Here is a 26937-nt window from a genome sequence, read left to right on the forward strand (position 1 = left end):
ACCCGTCCCGCTGCCGGGTGGGGTGGTGAGCGAAAGCGGACGATGGAGGGCGTCCCTGTTACCATGACGGCATCCGGATTTCACGCCCGTCGAGGGCGCGCCGCCGCGGCCGACACGCGGGAAGCGTGCACCCGACGATCAGGTGCGACCGGGACGAGGTAAAAGGGGGTGTCGATGGCCAAGCGCGTGCTTTCTGCACCCCCGGTACTGGCAGGACTCACTTTCGTCCGGCCGCTTGGCTCCGGCGGATTCGCCGACGTCTTCCTGTACGAGCAGGCCATGCCGCGCCGTTCCGTGGCGGTCAAAGTGCTGCCGAGCGACGTCGCCGACGCCGAGTTGCTGCGCATGTTCAACGCCGAGGCCGACGTGCTGGCGCGCCTGTCCGCCCACCCCTCCATCGTCACCGTCTACCAGGCGGGCATCTCCGCCGACGGGCGCGCCTACATCGTGATGGAGTACTGCCCGGGATCCATGTCCCCCCGGTACCGCAGCGAGCGCATCCCGGTGGCCGAAGCCCTGTCGGTCGGCGTGAAGATGGCCGGTGCGCTGGAGACCGCGCACCGTGCCGGGCTCGTTCATCGCGACATCAAACCCGGCAACATCCTGACCACCGCGTTCGGCGCCCCCGTCCTCGCCGACTTCGGCATCTCCTCCTCGCTGGCTCGCGCCACCCCGGACGGGATGATGGCGATGTCCGTGCCGTGGACCGCGCCCGAGGTGATCGCCGAGCACACCTCCGGCGACGTCGCCAGCGAGGTCTGGGGTCTCGGCGCCACCGTCTACTCGCTGCTGGCCGGTCACTCGCCGTTCGAGCGGGCCGAGCAGGGGCAGAACTCGCGTGATCAGCTGCGCAGACGCATCCTGCGCGCGTCGTACACGAGAATCACCCGCTCCGACGTGACCGACTCGATCCAGAACGTGCTCGCGACGGCCATGGCCCGCGCGCCGCGAGAGCGCTACCCCAGCGCACTGGCCTTCGCCGAGGCGCTTCGCGCGATCGAAGTGGAACTGGGGCTCCCGATGACACCGCTCGAGGTGGCCGAGGACGTCTGGGCGGCTCCCGGCGTCGATTTCGAGGACGCATCCGCTCGCGGACACATCCGCGCCCACGTCCCCACCCCGTCCAGCCGCAAGGCGCGGCCCACCGCGGAGCTGTCCGGATACGCCCGCTCCGATGACGAGGGCATCGGCACCGCGCGCCGCCCCGGCGTGCGCTGGGGCTGGATCGCCGCGGGAGCCGTGGTCCTCCTCGCCGCCGGTATCGGCGGTGGCGTTCTCCTCGCAGGAATGCTCTGATGTCCTCCAACACACCCACCAGTCCTTCTCGTCGTGGCCCGATCCTCGCGGTCGGGGGCGGCGCGCTCGCCGTCGCCGCCGTTGTCGGCGCGACGATCGTGTGGCCCGGGCTCGACGCCCACGAGGCTCCGCCGGTCGATGCGGCGATCTGGGCGCTGCAGACCGCCGACGGACACCGCTATGCGCGGGTGAACACCGCGATCGGTGAGCTGGACACCGTGCGCGATGTCGCCAACCCGTCGGCGATCGCCCAGACCGCCGAGCGGGCGTATCTCTACTCCGGAAGCTACGGCAAGCTCACCCCGATCGACGCCGCGATGCCCGCGGACCTCGACGATGAGACCCTGGCGGCATCCACCGCGACGCCGTCCGGCACCACCGAGGCCACCGTGGCCGGTGACTACGTGGTGTACCGCACCGAAACCGGTGGGGTCTACGCCGGGCTGCTGGCCGACGCACAGCCGATGCGGATCGACCCCAACCCGGAGCCCACGCCGGATCCGAGCGCCTCTCCGACGGAGGCGCCCTCGGATGCGCCGGAGTACACGGCCGACGCCGTGGCGCTGAGCCCCGACGGCGTGCTGTACGCCTACACCGCGGCCACCGAGTCGGTGCTGCGGTACAGCGTGCGTGATTCGCGTGTCCTGGGAACGGATCCCGCCCCGGGCGTCGGCGATGAGCCCGCCATCACCGGTGTGGGCGATGACTGGGTGATGCTCGATGCCGACGGCACCATCATCGAGAGCCGCGTGGCCGGCGAACGCAGCATCGAGCCGGTGGGATCCGCGGTCCTCGCCCGATCGCAGAAGTCGGGCACGGACACCTACATCGCCGATTCGTCCGGCCTCTACCGGGTGCCGCTCGACGGCACGGCGGTGGAACGCGTGGTCGGCTCCTCCGACGAGGAGATCGGCACGCCCGCGCGACCGACCACCCTCGGTGACACGATGGTGGCGGCCTGGCTGGCGAGTGATTCGGGCGTGCTGTGGCGCGACGGCACCGGGCAGCAGCCGCTCGACTTCGGGGGCCAGGTCCTCGAAGACACGCGCCGGCCGGTGTTCGCGGGGACCGCCGATGCCCTGATCCTGAACGAGACCCGCTCCGGCTGGGTGTGGACCGTCCCCGACGCGAAGCTGCTGCCCTCGAGCCAGAACTGGGTCGTCGAGGACGCCGACGACCAGAACGCCGAGGAGAGCGAGATCCAGTCCGAAGTGGTGCTGGATCCGAAACCTCCCGTGGCGGAACCGGACGCCTTCGGCGTACGAGCCGGTGCCGTCTCGTCACTGCCCGTTCTGCTGAACGACCACGATCCCAATCAGGACGTGCTGAGCGTGGATCCGGGATCGGTCACCGGCCTCGATCCCGCCTTCGGCAGCGTCACGGTGACCGATGGCGGCGGCCGGCTGGCCGTGACGGTGGCCGCCGATGCGCAGGGATCAGCCACGTTCAGCTATCGCGTGACCGACGGCACCTCGGCGGATGGACTGTTCTCCGAATCCACCACGGTCACGCTGACCGTCGCGGCGGAGGACGAGAACACCGCGCCGGAGTGGTGCGGAGTCGAGGGCTGCCTCGCCACCTGGCCCGAGCCGGAGGTCAGCCCCGGCGGCACGGTGACCGTGCCCGTGCTCAACGCCTGGGTGGACGGTGAAGGCGATCCGCTGGTGCTGCTGTCCGCGCGGGCCCCCGACGGCATCGCAACGGCCGCGGTGACTCCGGCCGGCGAGGTGGTCTTCCAGCATGCCGACCCGTCCGACTCGACGACGCAGGTCGTGCCGGTGGACGTGACCGTCGCCGATACGCGCGGCAGCATCGCCGAGCGCACGCTGAAGGTGAAAGTCACCCCGACGCCGGTGCTGTCGGCGCAGTCGTTCACCGTGGTCGACAGCCTCGGAATGGACGAGCCCATCGATGTCTCCGGCCACGTGCTGGGTACGGCCGGAGAGCTGTCGGTCACGACGGTACAGGTGCTCGACGACGCCGATGCTCAGGCATCCCTGGGAGCCTCCGGCACCTCGTTCGATTTCTCCGCGTCCCAGCCCGGAACCTACCGTGTGAAGTACAGCGTGAGCGACGGTCGCTCGGAGGCCAGCGCCACGGTGCGCGTGACGCTGCTCGGTCCCGATGCGGCGGCGCAGCTCGCCACAGCGCCCGTGGTGGCGTTCCTGCGGCCGCAGGAGGACGCGACGGTGGATGTTCTGGCCGCCGTGTCCAACCCCACCCGCCGCGTGCTGCTGATGAGCGGGATGACGGTGATCCCCGACGAGGGCGCCAGCCTCCAGGTCGACGCCGTCGCGCAGAACTTCATCCGGGTCACGGGGTCCACGCGCACCGGGGATCCCGGCCGCCTGGGCGTCGTGAACTACACCGTCAGCGATGGGTCCTCCGATGCGGGCGCCACCATCACCGGACAGGCGACGGTCTACCTGCTGCCGCCGGCCCTGGATCTCGCGCCCATCGCGGTCGATGACCGCGTGGTCGTGCGCGCCGGATCGCAGATCGACATTCCCGTGCTCGAGAACGACGTGGCCCCGTCGGGTGCCGCACTGTTCCTGGATCCGTCGTCCGTGACGGCGACCGGGCCGAACGTCCTCGCCTTCGCCGCGGGTGACACCCTGCGCTACCTCGCCCCGACCACTCCCGGCACCTACAGCGTGGAGTACGCCATCGCACCGGCGGGTGCTCCGTCGCTGAAGGACACCGCCACCGTCACCGTCACCGTGCTCGGGGACGAGGCCAATCACGCGCCCGCGCCGAAGCTGCTGGCGGGTCGCGTACTGTCGGGGCAGTCGGTGCGGATCGACTTCGATCCTTATGGTGTGGACCCGGACGGCGACGACGTGCGCCTGGACCGCATCCTCACGCAGCCGGCGCGGGGATCGGCGGCGATCTCCTCCGACGGCGCCGCCATCGTCTACGTGTCCACTCCCGGCTCCGCCGGTGGTCAGGACTCCTTCACCTATCAGGTCGTCGATGCGTTCGGGGAGAAGCGGACCGGCACCGCCCGGGTCGGCGTGCTGGACCAGCAGTCCAATCCCAGCCCCATCACGTTCACGGACTACGTGCAGGTGCAGCAGGGCGCTGAATCGATCATCCGGGTGCGTCCCGTCGACAACGACATCGACCCCACCAACGGCACGCTGGCGTTGACCAACGTCACCCCCAATCTGTCCGAGCGGCTGCAGGGCGATGCACCCAACCCGGAGTACGATCGCTGGTCTTCGCTCATCCGCACGATGGACGACTCGGTCGTGACCATCGCGGCGGGCACCGAAACGGGCACCATGTCCTTCCTCTACGACGTGACGTCGTCCTCGGGTAACACCGGACGCGGACTCATCGTGGTGAAGGTGGTGCGGGAGACCGTTCCGGACTATCCCGTGGTGGCCGACACGCTGCTCACCGTGCAGAACCGCGACAGCTTCGCCTCCGGCGTCGACGTGCTTTCGGGCAAGGTCACCTGGAGCGGTGGAGACGCCTCCACGCTCAGCCTCAAGGCATGGGGAGGCAAGGGAACCGGTGACGTCTCGGTGAACGGGCAGAACATCACCGGCCAGCTCACCGACAAGGCGCGCGTCGTCCCCTTCGCGGTCACCGGCGATCTCGCGGACGGCACCCCGATCACCACCTATGCCTTCGTGCGCGTTCCCGCGGCCGATGATGTGACCGTCTCGCTGCGTCCGGGGATCCCCGCACAGGAGGTGCGGGAGAAGGAGGCCGTGACCTTCGACATGGCGTCGCTCGTGGTGATGAGCCGCAACAGCGAGCTCGAGGTCAGTCCGGACACCGCGGCCACCGGCGTGCGCGCACAGGCCACATGCACCCCCTCGGGCGGCACGAACATCACCTACACCGCGGGCGAGGGCCCGCCGTGGAACGACATGTGCGTGGTCCCGGTGCGCGCCGCCGGGCAGGAGGACTGGGCGTTCCTCTCCGTACCGATCCACGTGCAGGCCCTGGACCCCGTCCCGATCCTGCGGTCCGCATCGGTCACCGTCACGCCGGGATCGAGCGACTCCTTCGACCTGGCCAGCATCACGTCCTGGGAGGGACGCGAGGACAACGCGAACATCCGGTACGCGATCGACGCGCCAGCGGGTGATTTCGCGGTGTCGCAGGAGGGCAGTGTGGTCAGCTTCCGCGCCGCCGACAGCGCGCTGCCAGGACGGGAGACGGCGGTGCTCGTCTCCGTGACCAGTCACCCCGACGTCGCACCCACCCGGCTGATCCTGCGCGTCGGTCAGGCGCCCTCCACGCTGCCGCGCGCCGGCAACGTGCAGCAGCAGTGCAGTCAGAACGCCGGCTCGTCCTGCACCATCCGGGTGACCGGCGCCGCAGGTGAGGTGAACCCGCTGCCGAGCACACCGCTCGTGCTGGTGGCGGCGTCCGCATCCAGCGTGTGTGCGGGCGTCACCTTCGAGGCGATCGACGACGACAACGTCCGGGCGTCGTGGACGCAGGACGCTCCGGGCGGCACGTGCACCGCCAACTTCCAGCTGCGAGACGCCCAGGACCGCACCACCAACGGCGACCGCCAGGGCACCGTCACACTCGATCTGCTCGGCTACCCTCGCGCACCCGCGTCCATCTCGCAGTCCGCCTTCGGCGACGGCTCGGTGACGCTGCGCGTCGACCCGGGCGCCGCGCGCTCGTCCTACCCCGCAGTCAGCGGGTTCGCCGTGACCACCGGGGGAACCGCGGTGGTCAGCTGCAACGCTGACGGTGTGTGCCCGGCGTTCGAGGCGCCCAACAACGAGCAGCGCACCTACGACGTGGTCGCCGTCAACTCCGTCGGCAACTCCCGCGCCGCCGCCTCCACAGTCGCATGGGCCTATCGTCCGCCCGCTGCGCCCGCTTCGGTGGTGGGCGTCCCCGTCGTCTCTCCCGACACGGACGGCAAGAAGGTGCAGCTGACGATCACCGGCATCGATGCGGCGGGCACCGACAATCTGCTGATCTCTGCGCCCACGGCCAAGCAGATCGACGTGGAGGTGAAGGATCGCACCACCATCACCACGGAGTTCCTCGTGGGCTCGAACTCGCCCACGCTGGTGACCGTGCAGCCGGTGACGAAGTCACCGGTGCCGAAGGGTGAGGGTGAGGGTGCGACGACGGGCAAGTCGATCAGCACGAATACGAACGGGATCGGTGCACCCACGCAGGTAAAGCTGACGGCGACGTCGGAGGAGATCGACTTCCGGACCGCTCGCGTGACGGCAACTGCCACGGCGACCCCCGGCGGTGCCGGTGGAAAGCTCCTGTACGGGATCGTGGAGAAGGGCGAGGAGTGCTCGGCGACGTCGGCGCAGCCCTCGCGCGTCTTCGAGAACGTCGCGGCGAACAAGAAGCACACCTACCTCGTGTGCGTCGACAGCGTGTACGACGACAAGGTGTTCGGCAGCGCGACCGCGGAAGCCCCCCTCGACATCCGCGGCGGCACGCAGGCCCCGAAGGGCTACACCTTCCGGGTTGACGGCGTCCCCGACGTCGGCGACCGTGACGCCCGCTGGATCATCCGCGATCAGCCCAGCGGAACCGCGGAAGAGGGATATCACGCGGAGTTCCGGGGTTTCCGCTCGGATGTCTTCGGTGCCGACCCGAATATTCAGGTCCAGTGGGTGAGCGACCTCTACCCTGACAGCGCGACGGACTGGGGCACCGTCTCGCCGGCGAAGGGATCCGCGCCCTATCAGGTGCACGCCTGGTGGAACGTCGCGTGCCAGTCCGGTGGTGACGTCGCCGTCGCCGTCGACTACGAGGGCGGCGGCAAGAAGCCGAACATCGTCGTGGACAAGACTCAGGCCCGCTACTACGACAAGCGGGGTCGCCAGGTGTTCCCGGGCATCCCGTCTCTGCCGACGCCGGACCCGAGCGGCACTCCCACCGAGGAGCCGACGACCCCTCCGGACACCGGCGGAGAGGTCCCGGCGAAGGCCGTCCGCGTCGAGGGGATCATCATCCACGTCGACTGGGACAGCACCGGCTGGGGGCTGGATCCCGTCGATCTCGACAACGTCTCCGCCAAGTGCGGCTGAACACACCACAGCACGATCAAGGAACGACATGACCATTTCGCAAGAGCAGGCCACCTGGTTCGCACAGACGTTCGGCCAGCTCGCCGACAACGTCGAGCGGGCGGTGCTCGGCAAGCGCCCGGTGGTGGAGCTGGTGCTCACCGCCATGCTCAGCGACGGGCACGTGCTGCTGGAAGACGTCCCGGGAACGGGGAAGACCTCGCTGGCGCGCGCCCTCGCGCAGTCGGTGCAGGGTACTCACACGCGCATTCAGTTCACCCCCGACCTGCTGCCCGGGGACATCACCGGCATCACCGTCTACGACCAGAAGCGCGGCGAGTTCGAGTTCCACGCCGGTCCCGTCTTCGCCAATATCGTGCTGGCCGACGAAATCAACCGCGCCAGCCCCAAGACGCAGGCGGCGCTGCTGGAGGTGATGGAGGAGGGCTCGGTCACCGTCGACGGCGTCTCGCGCACCGTGGGCACCCCGTTCCTCGTGGTCGCTACTCAGAACCCGGTGGAGCAGGCCGGAACGTACCGGCTTCCGGAGGCGCAGCTGGACCGGTTCCTGATGAAGACCTCGCTCGGCTACCCCGACCACGCGGCCACGCTGCGGATCCTCGATGGGGCCGCAGTGGAGACCGCGAAGCTGCATCCCGTCGTCACCCCGCAGACGATGGTGTCCATGGCGGACTTGGCGCAGGAGGTCTACGTCGACGCGCTCGTGCTCGACTACATCGCCCGTGTGGTGGATGCCACGCGTGGTGCCGACCAGGTGCGGCTGGGGGTCTCGATCCGTGGGGCGCTGGCGCTGACACGCGCCGTGCGCACACGCGCTGCGAGCCAGGGACGCACCTACGTCGTCCCCGACGACGTGAAGACGCTCGCCGGCCCGGTGCTCGCACACCGCCTCATCCTGCACCCCGAAGCGGAGTTCGACGGGGTCACCGCGGAGGCCGTCATCGGTCAGGTGATGCTGGAGGTGGCGCCGCCCGTGCAGCGCGCATCCGCATGACCGACGAGTTCACCGACCGATCGCACTCCCAGTCGCGGTCGCGATCGCACACCCAGACGCGTACGCGCACCCATGTGCGTGCCGGGCGACGCAGCGCGTTCCTGCGCGCCTCGCTGGCGGTGCTGGCCGTGGCGCGCCGGCTGGGGGCGGTGCTGCGCCGGGCGCGCGACGAGATCTCCCGCACCGTCACGCCGGCGGGCTGGATCGCGGTGGTCGTCGCGCTGGGCGGGTTCTCCCTCGGATGGCTGCTGGGATGGGCCGAGGCGATCGTGGCCGGCATCGTCTCCATCGTGCTGCTGCTGCTCGCGGTCCCGTTCTTGTTCGGCGCACGCCGGTACGACGTGCGGGTGCATCCGACGGCGGATCGCGTGGTCGCCGGCGGCAGCGTCAGCACCGGGGTGACGGTGCGCAACACCGGCACCCGCGCGGCCCTGCCATCGCGGCTGGATCTGCCGGTGGGTGACGGGATCGTCGAGGTGGAGGTGCCGTTGCTGCGCCCGGACGCCGACGTCACCGAAGACGTCGAGATCCCCACCCCGCGCCGCGGCGTGATCCGGGTGGGACCTGCCACCACCGTGCGGGCCGATCCCCTCCGGCTGCTGCATCGCGAACACGAGTGGGCCGACGTCCACGAGCTCTACGTGCATCCGCGCACGGTGCCGGTGCCGGCGACGAGTGCCGGCATCGTGCGGGATCTGGAGGGGAATCCGACCTCGCGCCTGGTGGATTCCGACATCTCCTTCCATGCGATCCGTGAGTACGCCCCCGGCGACGCTCAGCGGCAGATCCACTGGAAGTCCACCGCCAAGACCGGTCAGCTGATGGTGCGCCAGTTCGAGGAATCACGACGCGCTCGCACCGCGATCGCCCTCAGCGTGGCTGCGGCGGACTACCTCGATGAAGACGAGTACGAGCTGGCCGTCAGCGCCGCAGCGTCTCTCGGCGTGCAGTCGCTGCGCGAGGGCCGTGACCTCGAGATCGTCGCCGGTGCCGAGATCCCGCGTGTGGTGCGAGGACGCCTGCGGGCCTTCCGCCAGCTGGGCGCGGTGAGTCCGCGGAGCCTGCTGGACGAGTTCTGCCTGGTGGACGCGCTGGAGAACACGATGGCCCTCGAAGAGGTGTGCGCGCTGCAAGCTGAGGAGAGCAGCGGCCTGTCGATCGTCTTCCTGGTGTGCGGCTCGCGGCTCCCGCTGGAGCGCGTACGGCGGGCGGCGCTGGCGTACGGCCCGGAGACCACCGTCGTCGCCGTCGTCTGCAACGAGACCGCGCACCCCCGCGTACGCCCGATCGGGGACGTCTACGTGATGACGATCGGCGTGCTCGAGGATCTCGGTGCGCTGCTGGGACGAGGAGCGGTGCGATGAGCGACGCTCTGAGTCCGAAGGGCCGCGCCACCTCGCGCACGGTGGTGGCAGGCAGTGTCTTCGTCGCCGCTCTCGCCGCGCTCGGCATCGTCGCCGCGTGGCCGATCTATGCGTCGCCGTCCTTCCTCTGGGCCGCGGGGGCGGCCATCATCGCGGGCGCGGCGATCGCCGTGCTCTGGGTCTGGCGGCGTCTGCCTGGGTGGCTGGTGGCCGTGCTGCTGGTCGCGGCATGGCTCGGCCTCGGCCTCGCGCTCGGCGTGCCGGAGCGCTGGGCGTCCGGGCGCATCTGGCCCGATGGGGTCGTCGATGTGCTGCTTGCACCGGTCACCGGCTGGAAAGACCTCATCACCACCCCGCTGCCGGTCGGCTCGTATCGCAACCTCCTGGTGCCGGCGATCATCGTCTTCCTCGTGAGCGTGTCTGCGGCGCTGCGGCTCAGCTGGCTACCCGCGTCGCGATCCGGGTTCGCCGTCCCGGTCGCGGCCGCCATGCCCGTCTTCGGGCTCCTCTTCGGGCGAACGAGCACGTCGTCCCCCCTGCAGCTCGGGCCGTTCACTCTTCCCGCGCCCGTCGAGACGGCCGTAGGCGCGTCGGCGCTGCTCGTGAGCGTGCTGTGGCTGTCGTGGCGAGGGCGGGATGACCGGCGGGAGGCGATTCGCCGCGCCGAGCGGGCGACGGGCGTCCGCGGCTCTCGACGGGGCTCGCGTGGCAGCGTCGCTCGCACGGCGCTGGCCGCCGCAATGGTCGTGGTGGCTCTCGCTGCGGGTGTGGTCACCACGGGACCGGTCGGACAGAGCCGCGTGCGTGAAGTGCTGCGCACCTCGATCGGGCCGGATCTCACCGGTGACGATGCCATCAGCCCGCTCGTCACCTACCGGTCCTCGTTCGCCGATGACCGCTTCCCCCAGGTCCTCTTTCGCGTGACGAGCGTCGACGCGCTGCCGGAGCGCATCCGCCTGGCCACGCTCAGTGCGTACGACGGCCAGACCTATCAGCTGGGCGACGGCGCCGAGGGGGCGTTCCAGCGGGTGCCGTCGGTGCTGGATACCCCGCCGGGCGAAGCCTCCACCGTCACCTTCACGGTGGAGGCCCTGCGTGGCGTGTGGCTACCGACGTTCGGCGCGCTGCGCCAGATCGGTTTCAGCGGATCGGGCGCTCCGATGCTGGCCGACGGGTTCTACTACGATCCGCGCACGAGCAGTGCCGTCGAGTCCGCCGGTGTGGCGACCGGCGACACGTACACCGTCACCGCGGTGACGCCCGCGTCCCCGGATCTGCAGACGCTGCCCGCTCCCGGTGCCTCACCCCAGGTGGAGCTTCCGGCCCAGATGGAACGCTGGCTCGACGCCCAGGCGCCCTCGCGAGACGGTGCGGGGCTGCTGTCGGTCATCGGGGCGCTGCGCGAGCGGGGCTATCTCAGCCATTCCCTGACGATCCCGGACGGGACCACGCCCGCCTGGATGAGCGAGCTCGGCGACTACGGATTCCGCCCGTCGGCGGCCGGGCACTCGCTCTCCCGCATCGACAAGCTCTTCGCTCAGCTCAACGAACGTGCAGCGCAGGCCGCAGGAGAAGCGCCCGGCGCGTCGCTGGTGGCGGCCGTGGGAGACGACGAACAGTTCGCCGTGGCCGGAGCGCTGATCGCGGAGCAGCTCGGATTCCCCGCCCGCGTCGTCGTCGGATTCCGCACGGACGACCCGACCCTGCCGTCCTGTCAGGACGGTGCGTGTCGCGCGGGCGATCTCTCCGCGTGGATCGAGGTGGCGGTGGCCCCCGGGACGTGGGTGAGCGTGGACACCAGCCCCCAGCACACGGCGTCTGTCGAGACCCAGAACCGTCGAGAGCGTGATCCGGAGAACATGACGGACGTGCGTCCGCGCAACGCCGACGAGGTGTCTCCTCCGGATCCGCAGAACCAGGATGCTGCCACCGCCGAGGAGCCCGCACCGCCGCCCGCGCCCGAGATCGTGGACTGGACGCTGGTGCGGACGGTGGCGATCAGCCTGCTGGCCCTGGTCGCGGTGCTCGCCCCGTTCCTCATCGTGCTCATCGCGAAGGCTCTCCGTCGCCGCGGTCGGCGCCTCGCCGAGCCGGCGAGCGCCGTCGCCGGCGGCTGGGAGGAGTACGTGGACACCGCGGTCGATACCGGGCGTCCGGCACCTGCCGCTCGCACCCGTCACGAGGTGGCGGAGCTGTATGCGACCCCGCAGGCGGGGGAGCTGGCCACGCTCGCCGATCGTGCCGTGTTCTCCGATGAGCAGCTCACACCCGAGGAATCGGAGCAGTTCTGGCAGATCGTGGCCGATGAGCGACGAGAACTGCGCTCCTCGGTCGGATGGTGGCGCCGGGTGCGTGCCGCCGTATCGTTGAAGTCACTGTTGCGGCAGACGTCCGCACGCGCTGTGGGCACCGATGCATCGGGCGCGGCGCGAGGTTCGGAGAGGAGGAAGCGCCGCGCACGCGGCGCCGGAATGTCATGAGTGCAGACATCATCGCGCTGACGGCGAGCCTCGTCCTTGCGATCCCCGTGTATCTGTGGATGTCGCTCGCGGCCGTCGCCGTCTTCCGCAAGGCCGGAGCGGAGACGTGGCCCGCCTGGATTCCGGTCTACAACGTGTGGGTGCTGTGCTCGCTGGCCGGAGTCACCCCGTGGCTCGCGCTGCTGTGCCTCATCCCGCCCTTCATTCCGATCGTCTTCCTTGTGATCGGTATCCAGCTCAGTCCGCGGTTCGGGCTGTCGCCGGCCTGGTGCGCGCTCGCGGCGGTGTGCCCGCCCGCGTATCTCACCGTGCTCGGCTGGGGCAGCGCCCACTGGGACGGTCCCGCAGCGCAGCTGCACGCCCCGGCCGTCGGTGCGCCGTCGCCGCGTCCGGACCTGGACTGGCTCTCCACCCCGCAGCACACCTCGTGGAACGGCGTCTCCGACGCGACGGAGATCGCGGCCCCGGCCGCGGGGCTGCTCGGCGAGTCGGTGTCGGACACCGTGCGCGCGGATCTGCCGGCGACGTCCTGGGCACCGTCGGCTTCTCCGGCATCCCCCGCACCCGCCAGCCCCCTGGGCGCGACGCCGCCCGCCTATCCCGCAGCACCGCCGCTGAGCGTGAGCCTGCCGGATCCGATCGAGACCGAACAGACACCCGATTGGCGCAACCTGTTCGCCTCCGTGGCCGATGTGCCGGGTGCGGCCGCGGGCTCGGAGCCGGCTCCGCAGGTTCCGGCATCTCTCACCGAGGCGCCCTATGTGCCCGAGCCGGCCGCCCCCGCCGCCGATCCGTACGGTCGGGCGGCATCCTCGCCCGGACTGGCGCCGACGTTCTTCGAGTACACCGGTGCCGCCGCCGCTGCGGGAGCGTCGGTTCCGCCGGCGTCCGCTGAGTCCGCCCCGCCCGCGCGGCCCGCGCCGTCGCCTGCTGCCGCGTCGTCGCCTGCTGCCGCGTCGTCGCCTGCTGCCGTGCCGTCGCCCGCTGCCGCGTCGTCGCCTGCTGCCGCGTCGTCGCCTGCTGCCGCGCCGTCGCCCGCAGCAGCGCCGTCGCCTGCTGCCGTACCGTCGCCCACCGCCGCGCCCTGGACGCCGCCCGCTGCGGCTGGTGCCGCGCCTCCCGCCGCTGACTTCCGTGCGCCCGCCGCGGACGTCACCGCCGCGGACTCCGACGCCGCCGCGTTCGCACCGCCCGCGGCTCCCGTCGTCCCGACCGCATCGCCGGTCGTTCCGCCGGAGGCTCCGGCGCCGTCCGGAGGCGCGACGCGTATGCGTGAGGACTCTGAGGTGGTTGCGGAGGCCCGCGCCAGCGCGGTACCGCACTCCGGCGTGACACCTCCGGCGCAGCAGCCGGCGCCCGACCCCGACGAGCCGTACCGCCCGATCGTCATCCCGGGCCCGCCGGTGAGCCCCGTCCCGGATGCGGCATTCGCTCCCGTAGTGCGCCGCACCGATCCGCCGTCCGAGTTGAGCGAGTCGGCCCTGGACTACTCGCAGGAGGTGTCGGCCGTGATCGGCGCTCCCGATGCCGGTGCGCCGCGCGCGGCGCGGGAGTCCGTGTCCGCGCAGGCGCAGCAGCTCGCGCCGGCGCTCGACGAGGGCGACGACTTCGAGGCCACCCAGCTTGCGTCCCGTCGTCGCCCGGTGTGGACGCTCACACCGCCGCTGGGCGGGGAGATCGTCCTCACCGCGGAGGCCGTGGTGCTCGGCCGGCGTCCGGCGGAGAGCGATGAGCGCGTCCAGAACGTCCCGGTCGCCGATGGCACCCGGACCGTGTCGAAGACGCATGCGCGGCTGGACCTCATCGACGGTGTCTGGTGGATCACCGACCTCGCCTCCACCAACGGTGTCTTCCTCATCGACGAGAGCGGTGCAGAGCAGGAACTCCGCTCGGGAATCCCCGCGGTGCTCACCGAGCGCTTCCTGCTGGGAGACGCGGAACTGCGGATCACCCGGGCGACGGCATGACCTCCGACCCGGAGGACCTCGACGACAGCACGGTGCGCGCGTCGCGTCGTCGGCAGCCGGTCCCCGCGGAGACGCCCGCGGATCTCGAGGAGACCGTGCTCGGACAGCGCCGCCGAGCGGATCGCGCACCGGAGCCCGACCGTGATGCGGTGGAGGACACCGTGCTCTCCGCACGACGGCGAGGACCGGCGCCCGGCGGGTCGGACGAACCGGTCGATGACGAGACTCTCCTGTCGCCGCGGCAGCGCCCGTCCGCGCAGCCTGAGCCGGACGCCTTCGCGGACGAGACGCTGCTGTCATCACGACAGCGGGGGGACGATGCCGACGACACCGTAGCCGTGCCGCGTCGGCGCTCGACGCCGGCGCCCGGGACGGGTGCTGCGCCTGAGGAGGACGATCCGATCCTCCGATGGTCTCCGGCGTCGAGCGATGACGTCCGCCGCTCCGCCGCGCCACAGCGGACGCCGCAGGATGACGTGATCGACGACCAGATCCGTCGCCGCGTTGCGAGCACACCCGAGCCCGCGATCCTGCGCGCGCCGTACCGGCCCCGCATCGTCGACACCCCGCCCGTCAACCGGCTGGAACCGGTGGCGCGGGAACCCCGCGAACCGGTGAACACGGCCGCCGCAGACTCCCGCAGGCGCGCCGACTCCCGTCGCACGCTGATCGCCGTGATCGCCGTCGGCGGTGTGATCGTCCTCGCCGGGATAGCGGGCATCGTGGCGCTGCTCACCGGGCTGCTCTGATCCGCTCGTCGCGGGCGCAGAACCTGTGCCCGCCAGCGCAGAGATGTTAGTGTCGGAGGGCTTGTTCCGATGAGCGTCCGTCCGGCCGACGACTCGCACCGCCGCCCGCTGACACGCATCGGCGCGAGAGCAACACCGATTTTGGGCAAGGGGGAAAAATGGGTGCACCGATGCTGGACATGGACGTCGATCCGGCGCCGCGCGCGGCCCACACCTCTGCCCTGACCGCGGTGTCACCGGAGCGGATGCTGCGGGCACTGCAGCAGGAGGCCGAGGAACTCTGAGCGCTTCCGCGTCGCCGGCCGCCGCCGACGCCCGCCGAATCGGTATCCGCGAGGGGGATGCCCGCCACGACGTGGTCCTCCCCGCCGGGTACACCGTCGGTGAGGTGCTGGCGGCCATCGGCGTGCGCACGGGTCCGCAGACCCGGATGTTCCGGGAGCGTGGCGTCGTGCCCATCGAGACGACGCACGGGATCGAAGCCTTCCGCGACGGCGACGTGGTCACTCTGATCGCCGAGGGTGCTCCCGCTGCGGTCCCGCGAAAGCGCGACCGTCGCCGCACGGACGGCGCTCGAACCGAGAACGTCGCCGCCTGGTGGGCGATGGGTGCGGTCGGCATCGTGCTGTCCGTCTTCCTGGCCTTCGCACCGGGCGCCACGCTCACCGGCTGGCCGCTGGTGATCGGGTGCGTGATCGTGGTTGCGGCTGTGGCGGCCGCAGTCGTGCTCACGCGCCGAGGCCACACCCGCGCCATCGGCGCCGCGTCGCTCGGTCCCGCTGCACTGCTCGGGGGAGCGGGAGTGGTGCTCTCACCGCCGTCCTCGTTCAGCATCGCGGTGACCATCGCGACGGTGTGCGCGCTCATCGCGGTGTACTCGTTCGGTCTTGCGACGCTGGCGAAGCTCCCGGGCGATCGTGCCCAGCTCGGCGCGATCGGGGCGGTCGTCACCGGTGTGGGCGTGGTCCACATCGTCGCCGCCATGCTGGGCCTGCCGGAGGCGACGGCGGCAGCGTTCTGCGTGGGTGCGGCCCCGCTCGTGCTGCGGGCGCTGCCCGCCATGCTGATCGACGTGCCGGCCGGGATGTTCATCGACTTCGAACGCCACCAGCAGGTGCGGTGGGCGGTGCGCGAGCAGATGCCGGAGCCAGTGCTGCGCGTGGATGGTGCGCGCGTCGGCAACTTGCTGCGCCGGTCACGCGCGCGGATGCAGACGGTGACGATCGCGGTCTGCGTGAGTGCGGCCGTGTTCGCCCCGATCGCCCTGTTGCCGCTGGACCCCGAGAGCCTCACAGAGATGATCGGCCGCCTGTGCCTCGCCGGTCTCGTGGTGGTGGTGCTCGCCCTCAGCGCGCGTCGCCATGGCGCGACGGTGATCGCCTGGACGTTGCGCGCCACCGCGGTGTTCGTGCTGGTGGTGCTGGCGATCGGCCTGCTCGGCGTCTTCACGCCACAGACCCGCATGTTCGTCACGATCGGCCTGCTGGTGGTGGCGGTGCTGATCGCCGCGGGCTCAGTTCCCGTGGCCCGCGGACTGCGTTCCCTGTACTGGTCGCGCTTCGGTGACATCAGCGAGGCGATCGCAGTGGCACTGTGTCTTCCCGCCGGACTCGTGGCCGGCGGCATGATCGACATCATTCGAGGATGGTGAGCTGATGGCTGAGAAGCTGTGCTGGGCGTGTGGCAGGCCGATGCCCGCCGACGCTGCGGTGTGCCCCCACTGCCGGGCACCGCAGCAGGGCGCGCCCGCGGTGATCCCTGCCGGCGGGCAGCCGTCGCAGCCGCCGCTCACACGGGGGCCGCAGCCCGCATCGCCACCGCCCACGCCCGTGCAGGTGCGGCCCGTGCAGACTCCGCAGCCCGCTCGATCCTGGACGCAGGAACCGGTCGTGCCCGCCCCGGCGGTCGAGCCGTCGGCTCCCGCACCGGGCGCCGCTCGTGCGCACACCCGCACCCGGACCCGCCGCCTGCCCGAACCGGCGAGCCCCGCACGCGCGGAGGCGGCGACGCGACCCGAGATCAACCTCGACGACCCGCTGGGAGCCGAGTTCGCGGGGCGCCCCGCCGGGATCGGTCGCCGCCTCGCAGCTCTGACCATCGACGCCGTCCTGATCGCACTCGCCGGAGCAGTGACCGCCTGGCTCACAGGTTCGTGGATCCTCGGAACAGTCGTCGCGGCGGAGGTCGCCGTGATCTTCGTGGTGATCGAGGCGCGCACCGGTGCCACCGCGGGCAAGCTGCTGATGCGCATGCGCGTCGCTCAGGAGCACGCTCCGCGATCGCCCGGGCTCGGACGCTCGGTGGTTCGCGGACTCACCACACTGGCCGGCGGCCTCGTCGCCGTCGTCGGCGCCTGGGGCGTGGAGCTGACCGCGCTCGCCGATCGAACGGGCCGCCGGCGGTCTCTGGGCGATCGCGCGGCGGGCACCGTCGTGGTCGCCCTCCCGGACCGTGCTGCCCGCACCGCGGTCACCTCCGAACTCCCGAGCGCGCGCTCCGCGAACCCCGTGCCGGTGGCGGACGCCGGGTTCGCCGCGCTGGAGACCACCGGGGCCACCACGGGGGGCTCCGGGTCGACCACGGGCGGCGTCACGGGGGCACCGGCCGGCTCCGCAGCGCAGCAGCAGGACGCGATCCCCGTCGCCGTGCGCGGCGAAGGCATGGGCGCCCTGGAGGCCACCGGTCGCGTGGTGCCGGGCGGGGTCCTGCTGATCTTCGACACGGGCCAGCGCGAGCTGCTGCCGGCCCGCGCCGTCGCCAATCTCGGACGCACGCCGAGCGCTTCGGTCGAAGGCGACCTCACGGTACGCGTGGACGACCCGTCACGAACGATCTCGAAGAACCACGTCCGCCTCGAGCAGGCGCGATCCGGCGCCTGGGTCACCGATCTCGGCTCCACCAACGGCACCTCGCTCATTCGCGAGGACGGCACGGCGACGCCGCTGCGCGCCGGCGAGCGGGTGGCGGTCGATGACGGCGTGCGTGTCCGCATGGGCGATCGGTGGTTCTCGATCAGCCGACTGATGGAGGAGGACTCATGAGCCGCGGCTCCCGACTCGCCCCGCCTCGAGTTCCCAGCGGGAAGATCCCGATGGAGGCTCCGCCCGAGCTGAAGGAGAGCGAGGGCGGGGCCGGCCTCCTGCAGTCGATGCTGCCGATGCTCGCCTCGCTCGGCGCCGTCGTGATGGTCATCAGCATGGCGCCGAACGAGCCGCGCAGCTACATCACCGGCGGCATGTTCCTGCTGTCGGCGGTGGGATTCGTCGTCATCAACGGCCTGCGCCAGCGCTCGCAGCACAACGCCGAGGTGCTGGCGGCACGTCGCGAGTATCTCGCCTACCTGGGGGAGCTGCGCACCACGGTTCGCACGGCCGCCGACCAGCAGCGCCGCAACGCCAACTGGACCTCTCCCGACCCGAGTACGCTGACCTTCCTGGTGGAGGACGGCATCCGGGTGTGGGAGCGCTCGCGAACCGACAGCGACTTCCTGCTCGCACGGCTCGGGACCAATGACCAGCCGCTGTGCATCACGCTGGAGGCTCCGGATCTGCCGCCCCTGGCACAGCTGGATCCGGTCGCGGCGTCTGCGGCTCACCGGTTCATGCTCACCCACGAGATGCAGCGGTCCCTGCCCGCCACCATTCGCTTGAGCGACTACTCCCGGGTGGAGCTCGTAGGGCTGGACGAGGACGCGGTACGCGGTCTCGCCCGTGCCATCGTCGTGGGACAGGCGGCGCTGCACGATCCGGACGACCTGATCATCGCCGTCGTCACCTCCGACGCGCAGCTGGGTGAGTGGGACTGGGTGAAATGGCTGCCGCATGCAGCCTCCACCCGCGTCAGCGATCGCATCGGCCCCGTGCGCATGGTGACGTCCTCCTTCGAGGAGCTGCGTGAGCTGCTGCCGGCGGACCTCGCCGACGCCCCGCGATTCGGCACCGCCGGTGCAGCGGGCCGGCACGTGCTGATCGTGACCGACGGCGTCCCGGTCCCGCGTGCCGATCCGCTTGTCGGGCTGGATCCCGTCGCCGGCATCACGGTGGTGGACCTGCCGACGCGGTGGGACGCGCTGGAGAATCCGGACGTGCTGCGCATCGCGCTCCCGGCCAAGGATGCCAAGGACCGTCGTTCGGAGCTGGTGCGCGTGCGGCAGAAGTCCGAGTGGCTCGTCGCCGACGACCTCTCCGTCGTGCTTGCGGAGGCCACGGCCCGCCGCCTGCTGCCGCTTCGCACCATGGAGGTCGCCCAGACGGACGGCGGGGCCGCCCAGATCAGCGGTCAGGCCGAGCTGGTGGATCTCCTCGGCCTGCCCGATGTGCGCGAGATCGATTTCGATCAGGCCTGGCAGCGCCGGCCCAAGCGGGATCGCTTGCGCGTACCGATCGGGCAGACCACCGAGGGCGCTCCCATCTACCTCGACATCAAGGAAGCGGCGGAGCAGGGCTCCGGACCGCACGGTGTGCTCATCGGAGCCACCGGTTCCGGAAAGTCCGAGGTGCTGCGCACCCTCGTGCTCGCACTCACGCTCACGCATTCGCCCGAGCAGCTCAACATGGTGCTCGTGGACTTCAAGGGTGGTGCCACCTTCGCCGGCATGGCCGACATGCCGCACGTCTCGGCGATCATCACCAACCTCGGCAGCGAGACGGGTCTCGTGGACCGCTTCCAGGACGCGCTCACGGGTGAAGTGGTGCGCCGTCAGGAGCTGCTGCGCGCCGCCGGGAACTTCGCCAACGTGAACGACTACGAGAAGGCACGCCGCGGCGGTCGTACCGACCTGGAGCCGCTGCCCGCGCTGCTGATCATCGCCGACGAGTTCTCCGAGCTGCTGGCGGCCAAGCCGGAGTTCGTGGAGAGCTTCATCAACATCGGCCGTGTCGGCCGCTCCCTCCAGATCCACCTGCTGCTGGCATCGCAGCGGCTCGAGGAGGGCAAGCTCCGGGGCCTGGACACCTACCTGTCGTATCGCGTGGGTCTGCGCACCTTCTCCGCGGCGGAGTCGCGCACGGTGCTCGGCGTGCCCGACGCCTACACCCTGCCGCAGGAGCCGGGTGTCGGCTATCTCAAGAGCGACCAGGAGACGATGACGCAGTTCCGTGCCGCCTACGTCTCGGGCCCGCCGAAGACCCGGATGCGGCACGGCGGCACCCCGGCTGAAGCACGTGAGAGCGCCCTGGAGATCATGGCCTTCACCGCTCGCCCGCAGTGGCAGCCGGAGGAGGACTCCGAAGAGGTGGCTCCCGTCGCCCCGTCGGAGGCTCCGAAGGAAGAGCGCTCCACCATCGACATCGCCGTGTCGCGCATGGCCGGTCGCGGCCCGCTCGCGCACCGCGTCTGGCTGCCGCCGCTCAAGGTTCCTGCATCGCTGGACGAGCTCATGCCGGATCTCGTCGTCGATCCCGACCTCGGCCTGGTGTCGCCGTCGTGGCGTGCGCGCGGTCCCCTGGAGGTTCCGGTCGGCGTGGTGGACGTGCCCCTCGAGCAGCGCCGCGAGCAGCTCGTGCTCTCCCTCGCCGGCGCGGGCGGAAACCTCGCTGTCGTCGGCGGCCCACTGAGCGGCAAGTCGACGCTGCTGCGCATGCTCACCGCCTCCCTCGCCCTCACCGCGACACCGTTGGAGGTGCAGTTCTACGTCCTCGATTTCGGCGGTGGCAGCTTCGTCAGCCTCCGGGATCTGCCGCACATGGCGGGTGTCGCGATGCGCACCGACGAAGAGGCCATCCGCCGGATCGTGGCGGAGGTCGAGTCCGTGCTGAACGCGCGGGAGGTCTTCTTCCGCGACAACGGCGTGGACTCCATGAACACCTACCGCCGGCGCCGGGCCGAGGGACGTGTGGACGACGGCTTCGGCGACGTCTTCCTGCTCATCGACGGCTGGGGAACCCTGCGCGCGGAGTTCGAGAACCTGGAACCGCGCATCCAGGCGATCGCGGCGCGAGGCCTGGGCTTCGGCATCCACGTCGTGCTCACCGCCAACCGGTGGCTGGAGGTCCGCGCGAACATCAAGGACTCGCTGCAGAGCCGGATCGAGTTGCGTCTCGGAGACCCGTCCGACAGCGAGATCGACCGCAAGGTGGCCGTCAACGTGCCGCCGTCCTCTCCCGGACACGCGCTCACACCGCAGAAGCTGCACGCGCTGGTCGCACTGCCGCGCATCGACTCGTCGGGGGACCCCAACACCCTGATGGACGGCGTCGACGATCTCGTCGCCCGGACGACGGCCGCCTGGCGGGGTCCGCAGGGTCCGAAGCTGCGCCTGCTTCCCACGCTGGTCACGCTGGATCAGGTTCGCAGCATCGCGGGGGAGGGCGACACCCGCACGCTGCTGGGCATCGAGGAGTCCGCGCTCGCACCGTTCGGCGTCGATCTGCGCACCGAATCCCACCTCTACCTCTACGGCGACGCGGGAATGGGCAAGTCCTCGTTCCTGCGCGGCATTGCGCACGAGGTCATGCGGCTGCACCCCGACCGCAAGGCCAAGCTGTTCTTCGTCGACTACCGTCGTGCCAATCTCGGCGAGATCCCCGAGGAGTTCCTCGGGGGCTACCTCACCTCGCATGAGATGACGATGCAGGGCATGGGGGAGCTCGCCGCGCTGTTCCAGTCCCGTCTGCCGGGGCCGGATGTCACGGCTGAGCAGCTGCGCAACAGGTCGTGGTGGACCGGGTCGGAGGGCTACATCCTCGTCGACGACTACGACCTCGTCGCCACCAGTCAGGGCAATCCGATCGCCGTGCTGCAGCCCTTGCTCGCGCAGGCGGCCGACATCGGGCTCCACCTCATCGTGGTGCGTCGCACGGGTGGTGCCGCGCGTGCCGCGTTCGACCCCATCCTGCAGCGCTTCACCGACCTGGGCGTCACGGGTATCCTCCTCGGCGGCAACCCCGAGGAAGGCCAGCTCATCGGCCGTCTGAAGCCCGTGCCCTCGGCTCCCGGACGCGCGCAGGTCTCCAGCAGGGACCACGGCATCTTCTCCGCCCAGCTGGCCTACCAGCCACCCCGGTCGACGTGATCGATCCGCTCGTCCTCGTCAGCGTCGGAGGAACGCTGCTGCTGGTCGGCATCGCCGATGGCGCGGCCACCAGCGTGCTCTTCGCGCGACTCGGTCGCGAGCGCTGGCGTGGCTGGATTCCGTTCGTCCGCGATGCCGAGCTGCTGCGGATGGGGCAGGAGGGTGCCTACGTTGCGGGGCTCCTGCCAATCCCTCCGGTGTCCCTCTATGCGCTGTGGGTGAAGGGGCGCGCCCTCTACCGCATCGGCCTGCGGTGGGGATGGGGTCCCGCGCTCGCGATCCTCGGTGCCCTGGTGCCCGTCGTCTGGTCGATCCTGGCGGCCGTCCGCGCCGGCGGCGGCACGGTCGATGCGATGCCGGCGCCTGAGCCCTCCCGTGTTCTGCGCTCGCGGGAGCCCGCTCCGGCAGCGGGTCCGCGGAGGCGTCGCCGCACGGTGGAGGGGGCTTGGAGCACCGGCGCAGAGCCCGGAGTGCGTGGGGTCCCCCTGACCGGGGTGATGCCCGTGGAGCAGCTGGCCCCGATGGCGCCCGCCGCGCCGGCGCCGATGACCCCCGACGCGATTCCCGCGGCCGAAACCGTGAACCGCTCCCGCGCGATCGGATATGAGCTGGTGCTGTCGGACGGCTCTCACCATCCGCTCGACGGGCGTCGCGTGATCGTGGGCCGAGCGCCGCGATCCGACAGCGCAGACGTTCAGTTGCTGGCGCTGGTGGACGGCTCCGGGCAGCTGTCGAAGAGCCATGCGGAACTCACCCGTTCCGGGGACCTCTGGTTCATCACCGATCTGCACTCGACGAACGGCGTGATCACCTCGGTGCAGGGCGGTGCCCCGGCCCGGCTGGCGGCGGGAGCGTGCGTACCCGTCGTCGGCGAGTTCCAGCTCGGCGGTGTGCGCGGGATGATCCGACCGATTGACGGCTGAGCGGACCGTCGCCCATCCCCTCTGGCCCGGCGCTCACTCGGCGCGCTGGCGCTCCCGCCGGTTCCGGGCGATCGAGATCACGCCCACGAAGCCGAGCGCCCCGGCGCTGAGGACCGCGATCAACACGACACGCGTCATGTCGCGCTCGTGCTGGTCGCTCGGGCCCGCGATGACGATCGTCTCGGGTGCCGGCGTCTCGGATGCCTCCTGCTGGGGGACGAACGGGCTGACGGGTCCGCGGGTGTCGGGCCCGGGCAGCAGCGCGAGTGCGGCCGCCGGCTGGACGATGCCCCAGCCGGCCTGATCGTCGCGCGCATCCGGATCACCGCGAAGCGCCGTCGCGGTCAGACGGTACGCCCACTCCTCGCGCGTCTCCCGCGGGTATGCGGCCGCGACCAGCGCCGCGGCGGCGCTGGCGTACGCGGTCGACCAGCTGGACTTGGGGTCATCGTTGAAGAAGCAGTCTCCGGTGTTGAGGCCCAGAGTGAGGACGCCCTGTCCGGGTGCGGCCAGCGCGATGTGTGCTCCGTGGATGCTGGCATCGGTCACGGCGTCGCCGGGAACGGAGGTCGCCGTCACCCCGAGCACGCCGGGGGATCCGGCCGGGTAGCGCTCATCGGCCGCGTCGGCCTGCGTGCTGCCGATCGTGATCTCGGTGTCGGAGGCCTCCACGTTTCCGCCGCTGGCGACCAGCAGCGCCCCCTTGCGCTGCGCGTAGGACACCGCTTCGTCGATCTCCGGGGAGAAGAACGGCGTGGACATCGAGACGTTGATGATCTGCGCACCCGAGTCGGCTGCGGCCCGGATGCCGGCGGCGAGGCGCAGCACGTCGGGCCCGACGCCGGCCTTATCGGCCTCTTCGCCGGTCGTGGCGTAGACGCGCACGGAGTACAGACGGACGTCGGGCGCCAGCCCGACGAGGGCGGAGCGACGATCGGGCTGCGCGGCGATGATGCCGGCGATCGCGGTGCCGTGGCCGAGGATGTCGGTGTACCCGTTCGGGTCGGTTCCGTCGTTGACGAGATTCACCCCGCCCGCCATGCGCGAGGCCAGACGAGGATCGGAGGCGTTGATGCCGGAGTCCACGATGGCGACGAGCACCCCGCCGCCCCGGGTGATCTTCCAGGCGCGTTCGGCCTGAAGCAGCGACAGCGCCGCCGGCGGTGCCGGACTGAACGCGGGCGCCCCGCTGACGCAGGAATCGGCTGAGGCGGCGTCGGGCACCACCACCGCAGTCGAGCCCGCCGTGGCGCTCAGCGCCGGTGACACGCCGGTGAGGATGGTTCCGGCGGTCAGGGTGAGCGCGCACACCAGCCGGCGTGCCGATCGTCCGGTGATCATCCGCTGGTGGCGCCGGCGGCGGCGCGGGTCAGGGCGGGGCCGCTGTCGAACAGCGCCATCCACTCCGGTGTCGCGTGTCCGATGTCCCCGCTCGTGTACCCCAGCTGCGCGAGCAGCTCGTCGTCGGCGCCGGGGATGGCGTACTGCGTGGCGGTGGGGTCGATCAGCATGAGGAGGGACGCCGCGCCCTCGTCGGCCCCCGCGACGGCGACGAGGGCTCCCATGCTCGGCTCGACCGTCGTGCCCGCGGACAGCTCTGCGTCTGCCGCAGCTGTGGCCAGCACCGTCTGAGCCACCTCGCCGTTGGTCTGCGCCAGCGCACACGGGGTTCCCGCAGCGGGGGCGAGGGCGGTGACGGGCCAGTCCTGCGGTTGCGCGGGCTCGGCCGACGTGGGCAGGCTCGCGACCTGAGGAGCGTCTACGTCGTAGTTGCGCTCGGGGGAGTACGTGGGCCCGTGCTGATACAGCGCGAGTCCGAACGGGGTGAGCTCCGCGAGGCTGCCGTCGGACATCACGAGGTAGCGGGCATCCGAATCCGTGATGGTGGTGTGGACCACATCGCCCACCTTCAGGTCGCTGCCGACGAGTGAGCGACCCGCGTCGCGGACGCTGGTGGGCGTGAGCGGGGAGCCGAGGGCGAACAGGTTCAGCCAGTTCGTGGAGACCTCGACCCGGGGCGCCGATCCGAGACCGATGTCGCGCAGCAGACCGTCCACGTCGTTCTTGGGAAGCTGGAAGCGGGTGCCGCCGGCGACCACCCACTGCGTCTTCTCCGCGCGGGCCACGATCGCCGTTCCTGCGGCGGCGGCCTCGGCGATCGGCGAGCTGTCGATGCTCGTTGCCACACCACCGGTGTCGTCGGCGATGCAGGCGGTCCAGGCGGTGTTGATGAGCTGGTCGGGTGTGGGCATCGTGTCCGGTGCGCCGGGGATGCCGACCGTGGTGCCGACGGGCTTGCCCACCAGCAGACTGCCCGAGGCCTCGATCGGATCGGCGGATGCCTCGGCGGACAGCAGCAGGCGGGCGCTGGCGATGTTGAGCACCGGGTGCAGGGTGTTGTCCGCGGTCACGTAGCGCGACCCGGTGGTGGTGTCGATGATGAGCTTCCCGGTGCCCCAGTCCTCTGGCAGGGCCTTGACGTTGAAGCTCAGGAACCAGCCCACCAGCAGAACGGCGATGGACAGCACGACGCCGGCGATGACGCCGCGCAGGGGCTTCGCCGGCTCCAGCTCCTTGCCACCGGGTGCGCCGCTCACGAAGGCGGTGAGCAGGCGCCGCCGGGAGAAGTTCTGGGCGTCGAGCAGCTCGCTCTTGCTCGCCACGATCAGCTCCCCAGCAGGCCCGACGCCACCAGGCCCACCGGCAGCACCAGTGCCAGCACGATGATCTCGATGGTGTCGGACAGGCGTGCGAGGCGAAGCCGCGCGCCGGGGGCGAGCAGGGTGAGGACGATGGTGGCCGCCGCGGTGGCGGCGAGTGCCGTCACGATCACGGGAACCAGGGCGGGCTGCGTGAGCGCGCCCACCAGGCAGGTGAGAGCGATGCCTGCGGAGCCGAGCGCCAGCAGAACGAGGACGTGAGCACGGGAGTAGCTCATCCGTGCCGGGAACATGAGACCGGCGAACGCCAGTGCACACAGCAGCACGGACCACGGGTTGTCTGCGGCCACCACGGGCGTCGCAGCCAGCATGGCAAGCCCCAGCGCGGTGCGCAGCGCGGTGAGTGAGCGGTGTCCGGCGGACGCGCGGCGCTGCACGTCCCCGCCGTCGATGACGGGGGCGTCGGCGAAGATCTCCGCATCCGTCATCGGTGAGATCACGCGCAGCTGGGTGGTGGACAGTGCCAGCCAGGGCAGCGCATTCGCCAGGGCGCCGGCGACAGCGATCATCATCGTGTAGGACGATGTGGCGGCGGTGGGAAGCAGCCCGGCCGACAGCGCGGGCAGCGCGACGGCCGCGCCGGTGACGATCGGAACGTACTGCACGACCGGGCGGTGGGGGCTCAGAGCGAGCGCGGCCGCGCCCACCACGACGGCGCCGGCTCCCGCCGCCGCGAGCGGCCAGCCCCAGAGGTTCGCATCGGCGGGCACCGCGAGATAGCCGGCCACCGCGCCGAAGGCGGCCGCCGCGACGCCCATCGCCGCACCTGATTCGGGCTGACGCAGCCGCGCCAGGAACGCCGTCGTGGCCAGCAGCACGATGGCGCCGATCACCGCGACGATGATGTTGAGGGTGACGCCACGCCCGCTCGGCAGCAGCAGCACCGCACATACGGCGAGGAACGCCAGGCTGACGGCGAGTGCCGTGCGCGCGTTGTCGCGAGCGCTCCAGCCACGCTGCTCGCCGGTGACGTCCAGCACCGCTTCGACGATGTCGTCGTAGACGCGCGGGGTGGCGACGAACGCGCCACGACTGAGGGAGAGCACATCGCCGTCGGAGATGTCCAGATCTGCCAGCGTGCGAGCGGGATCGAGCGGCGTGCCGTCTGCGGCCTGCAGAACGTAGCCCGACGAGGTCATCGTGGGGTCGAGAACACCGAGGCTGCGGGCGAAGCCCGGCATGATCTCGATGAGTGGCACCTGGCGGGGAACCGTCACATCCAGACGGCGTCCTTCGCTCTGCACCGTGACGCGGACGATCGGCGTCGTCGACGTGCGTGTCGCGCTCACCTGGCCCCCTCCCGAGTGATCTCCCGCGCGCACCTACTCGTCTCGCGCGGGCATACATCCACAACTGTAGTCGGCGTGATCCGATGAGCATCAGTCCCCGGCGGGCGT

The 26937-nt window shown here is 71.1% G+C and carries 15 protein-coding genes; 12 read left to right on the plus strand and 3 right to left on the minus strand.

Going from position 1 to position 26937, the window contains the following annotated elements; all coding sequences use genetic code 11:
* Window positions 1-174 precede the first annotated feature (174 nt).
* The 12 genes from LQ566_RS09900 (at window position 175) to LQ566_RS17660 (ending at window position 22820) form a co-directional block, all read left to right on the plus strand.
* Window positions 175-1296 (plus strand): serine/threonine-protein kinase, encoded by a 1122-nt coding sequence (locus LQ566_RS09900; protein ID WP_231091521.1) that lies wholly within the window; start codon window positions 175-177, stop codon window positions 1294-1296.
* A complete protein-coding gene (locus tag LQ566_RS09905) occupies window positions 1296-7331 on the plus strand; it encodes an Ig-like domain-containing protein (RefSeq protein WP_231091522.1) in 6036 nt (2011 codons plus the stop codon). The genes LQ566_RS09900 and LQ566_RS09905 overlap by 1 nt, the downstream gene beginning before the upstream one ends.
* A gap of 28 nt (window positions 7332-7359) precedes the next feature.
* Entirely contained in the window at window positions 7360-8325 is a 966-nt protein-coding gene (locus LQ566_RS09910) for an AAA family ATPase (protein WP_231091523.1), read from the plus strand.
* Window positions 8322-9689: a DUF58 domain-containing protein gene (locus LQ566_RS09915; protein WP_231091524.1), complete on the plus strand. Its 1368-nt coding sequence runs from the start codon at window positions 8322-8324 to the stop codon at window positions 9687-9689. The genes LQ566_RS09910 and LQ566_RS09915 overlap by 4 nt, the downstream gene beginning before the upstream one ends.
* Window positions 9686-12169: a transglutaminase domain-containing protein gene (locus LQ566_RS09920; protein ID WP_231091525.1), complete on the plus strand. Its 2484-nt coding sequence runs from the start codon at window positions 9686-9688 to the stop codon at window positions 12167-12169. Before LQ566_RS09915 ends, LQ566_RS09920 begins: the two co-directional genes overlap by 4 nt.
* On the plus strand, window positions 12166-14136 hold the full coding sequence (locus tag LQ566_RS09925; RefSeq protein ID WP_231091526.1) for a DUF5684 domain-containing protein: 1971 nt from the start codon (window positions 12166-12168) through the stop codon (window positions 14134-14136). The genes LQ566_RS09920 and LQ566_RS09925 overlap by 4 nt, the downstream gene beginning before the upstream one ends.
* A complete protein-coding gene (locus tag LQ566_RS09930) occupies window positions 14133-14885 on the plus strand; it encodes a hypothetical protein (protein WP_231091527.1) in 753 nt (250 codons plus the stop codon). The genes LQ566_RS09925 and LQ566_RS09930 overlap by 4 nt, the downstream gene beginning before the upstream one ends.
* A gap of 158 nt (window positions 14886-15043) precedes the next feature.
* On the plus strand, window positions 15044-15169 hold the full coding sequence (locus LQ566_RS17485; RefSeq protein WP_269143067.1) for a hypothetical protein: 126 nt from the start codon (window positions 15044-15046) through the stop codon (window positions 15167-15169).
* Between the two features lie 71 nt (window positions 15170-15240).
* Window positions 15241-16536, plus strand: a complete 1296-nt coding sequence (locus LQ566_RS09935) for a ubiquitin family protein (RefSeq protein ID WP_231091528.1) — start codon at window positions 15241-15243, stop codon at window positions 16534-16536.
* Window positions 16537-16540: 4 nt separating this feature from the next.
* A complete protein-coding gene (locus LQ566_RS09940; protein ID WP_231091529.1) occupies window positions 16541-17926 on the plus strand; it encodes an RDD family protein in 1386 nt (461 codons plus the stop codon).
* Window positions 17923-21897 carry a type VII secretion protein EccCa gene (gene eccCa, locus LQ566_RS09945; RefSeq protein WP_231091530.1) on the plus strand — a complete coding sequence of 1325 codons (3975 nt, stop codon included), beginning with the start codon at window positions 17923-17925 and terminating at the stop codon, window positions 21895-21897. Before LQ566_RS09940 ends, eccCa begins: the two co-directional genes overlap by 4 nt.
* Window positions 21894-22820, plus strand: a complete 927-nt coding sequence (locus tag LQ566_RS17660) for an FHA domain-containing protein (protein ID WP_231091531.1) — start codon at window positions 21894-21896, stop codon at window positions 22818-22820. The genes eccCa and LQ566_RS17660 overlap by 4 nt, the downstream gene beginning before the upstream one ends.
* Before the next feature lie 33 nt (window positions 22821-22853).
* Here the strand turns inward: LQ566_RS17660 and LQ566_RS09955 are convergent, their stop codons facing one another.
* The 3 genes from LQ566_RS09955 to eccD are packed head-to-tail and all read right to left on the minus strand — an operon-like array spanning window position 22854 to window position 26829.
* Entirely contained in the window at window positions 22854-24161 is a 1308-nt protein-coding gene (locus LQ566_RS09955; RefSeq protein WP_231091532.1) for a S8 family serine peptidase, read from the minus strand.
* Entirely contained in the window at window positions 24158-25483 is a 1326-nt protein-coding gene (eccB, locus tag LQ566_RS09960; RefSeq protein WP_231091533.1) for a type VII secretion protein EccB, read from the minus strand. The genes LQ566_RS09955 and eccB overlap by 4 nt, the downstream gene beginning before the upstream one ends.
* A 2-nt stretch (window positions 25484-25485) precedes the next feature.
* Window positions 25486-26829, minus strand: coding sequence for a type VII secretion integral membrane protein EccD (eccD, locus tag LQ566_RS09965; RefSeq protein WP_231091534.1), 1344 nt, complete (start codon window positions 26827-26829; stop codon window positions 25486-25488).
* Window positions 26830-26937 lie beyond the last annotated feature (108 nt).

The sequence above is a fragment of the Microbacterium nymphoidis genome (assembly GCF_021044885.1).
Taxonomy (GTDB): Bacteria; Actinomycetota; Actinomycetes; order Actinomycetales; family Microbacteriaceae; genus Microbacterium; species Microbacterium nymphoidis.

What these genes read in the sequence shown, in the direction of transcription:
- LQ566_RS09900 (WP_231091521.1), top strand. Translation starts at nt 175, where the DNA reads ATGGCCAAGCGCGTGCTTTCTGCACCCCCGGTACTGGCAGGACTCACT.
- eccCa (WP_231091530.1), top strand. Translation starts at nt 17,923, where the DNA reads ATGAGCCGCGGCTCCCGACTCGCCCCGCCTCGAGTTCCCAGCGGGAAG.
- LQ566_RS09910 (WP_231091523.1), top strand. Translation starts at nt 7,360, where the DNA reads ATGACCATTTCGCAAGAGCAGGCCACCTGGTTCGCACAGACGTTCGGC.
- LQ566_RS09930 (WP_231091527.1), top strand. Translation starts at nt 14,133, where the DNA reads ATGACCTCCGACCCGGAGGACCTCGACGACAGCACGGTGCGCGCGTCG.
- LQ566_RS09940 (WP_231091529.1), top strand. Translation starts at nt 16,541, where the DNA reads ATGGCTGAGAAGCTGTGCTGGGCGTGTGGCAGGCCGATGCCCGCCGAC.
- LQ566_RS09925 (WP_231091526.1), top strand. Translation starts at nt 12,166, where the DNA reads ATGAGTGCAGACATCATCGCGCTGACGGCGAGCCTCGTCCTTGCGATC.
- LQ566_RS17485 (WP_269143067.1), top strand. Translation starts at nt 15,044, where the DNA reads ATGGGTGCACCGATGCTGGACATGGACGTCGATCCGGCGCCGCGCGCG.
- LQ566_RS09955 (WP_231091532.1), bottom strand. Translation starts at nt 24,161, where the DNA reads ATGATCACCGGACGATCGGCACGCCGGCTGGTGTGCGCGCTCACCCTG.
- LQ566_RS09920 (WP_231091525.1), top strand. Translation starts at nt 9,686, where the DNA reads ATGAGCGACGCTCTGAGTCCGAAGGGCCGCGCCACCTCGCGCACGGTG.
- LQ566_RS09905 (WP_231091522.1), top strand. Translation starts at nt 1,296, where the DNA reads ATGTCCTCCAACACACCCACCAGTCCTTCTCGTCGTGGCCCGATCCTC.
- LQ566_RS09915 (WP_231091524.1), top strand. Translation starts at nt 8,322, where the DNA reads ATGACCGACGAGTTCACCGACCGATCGCACTCCCAGTCGCGGTCGCGA.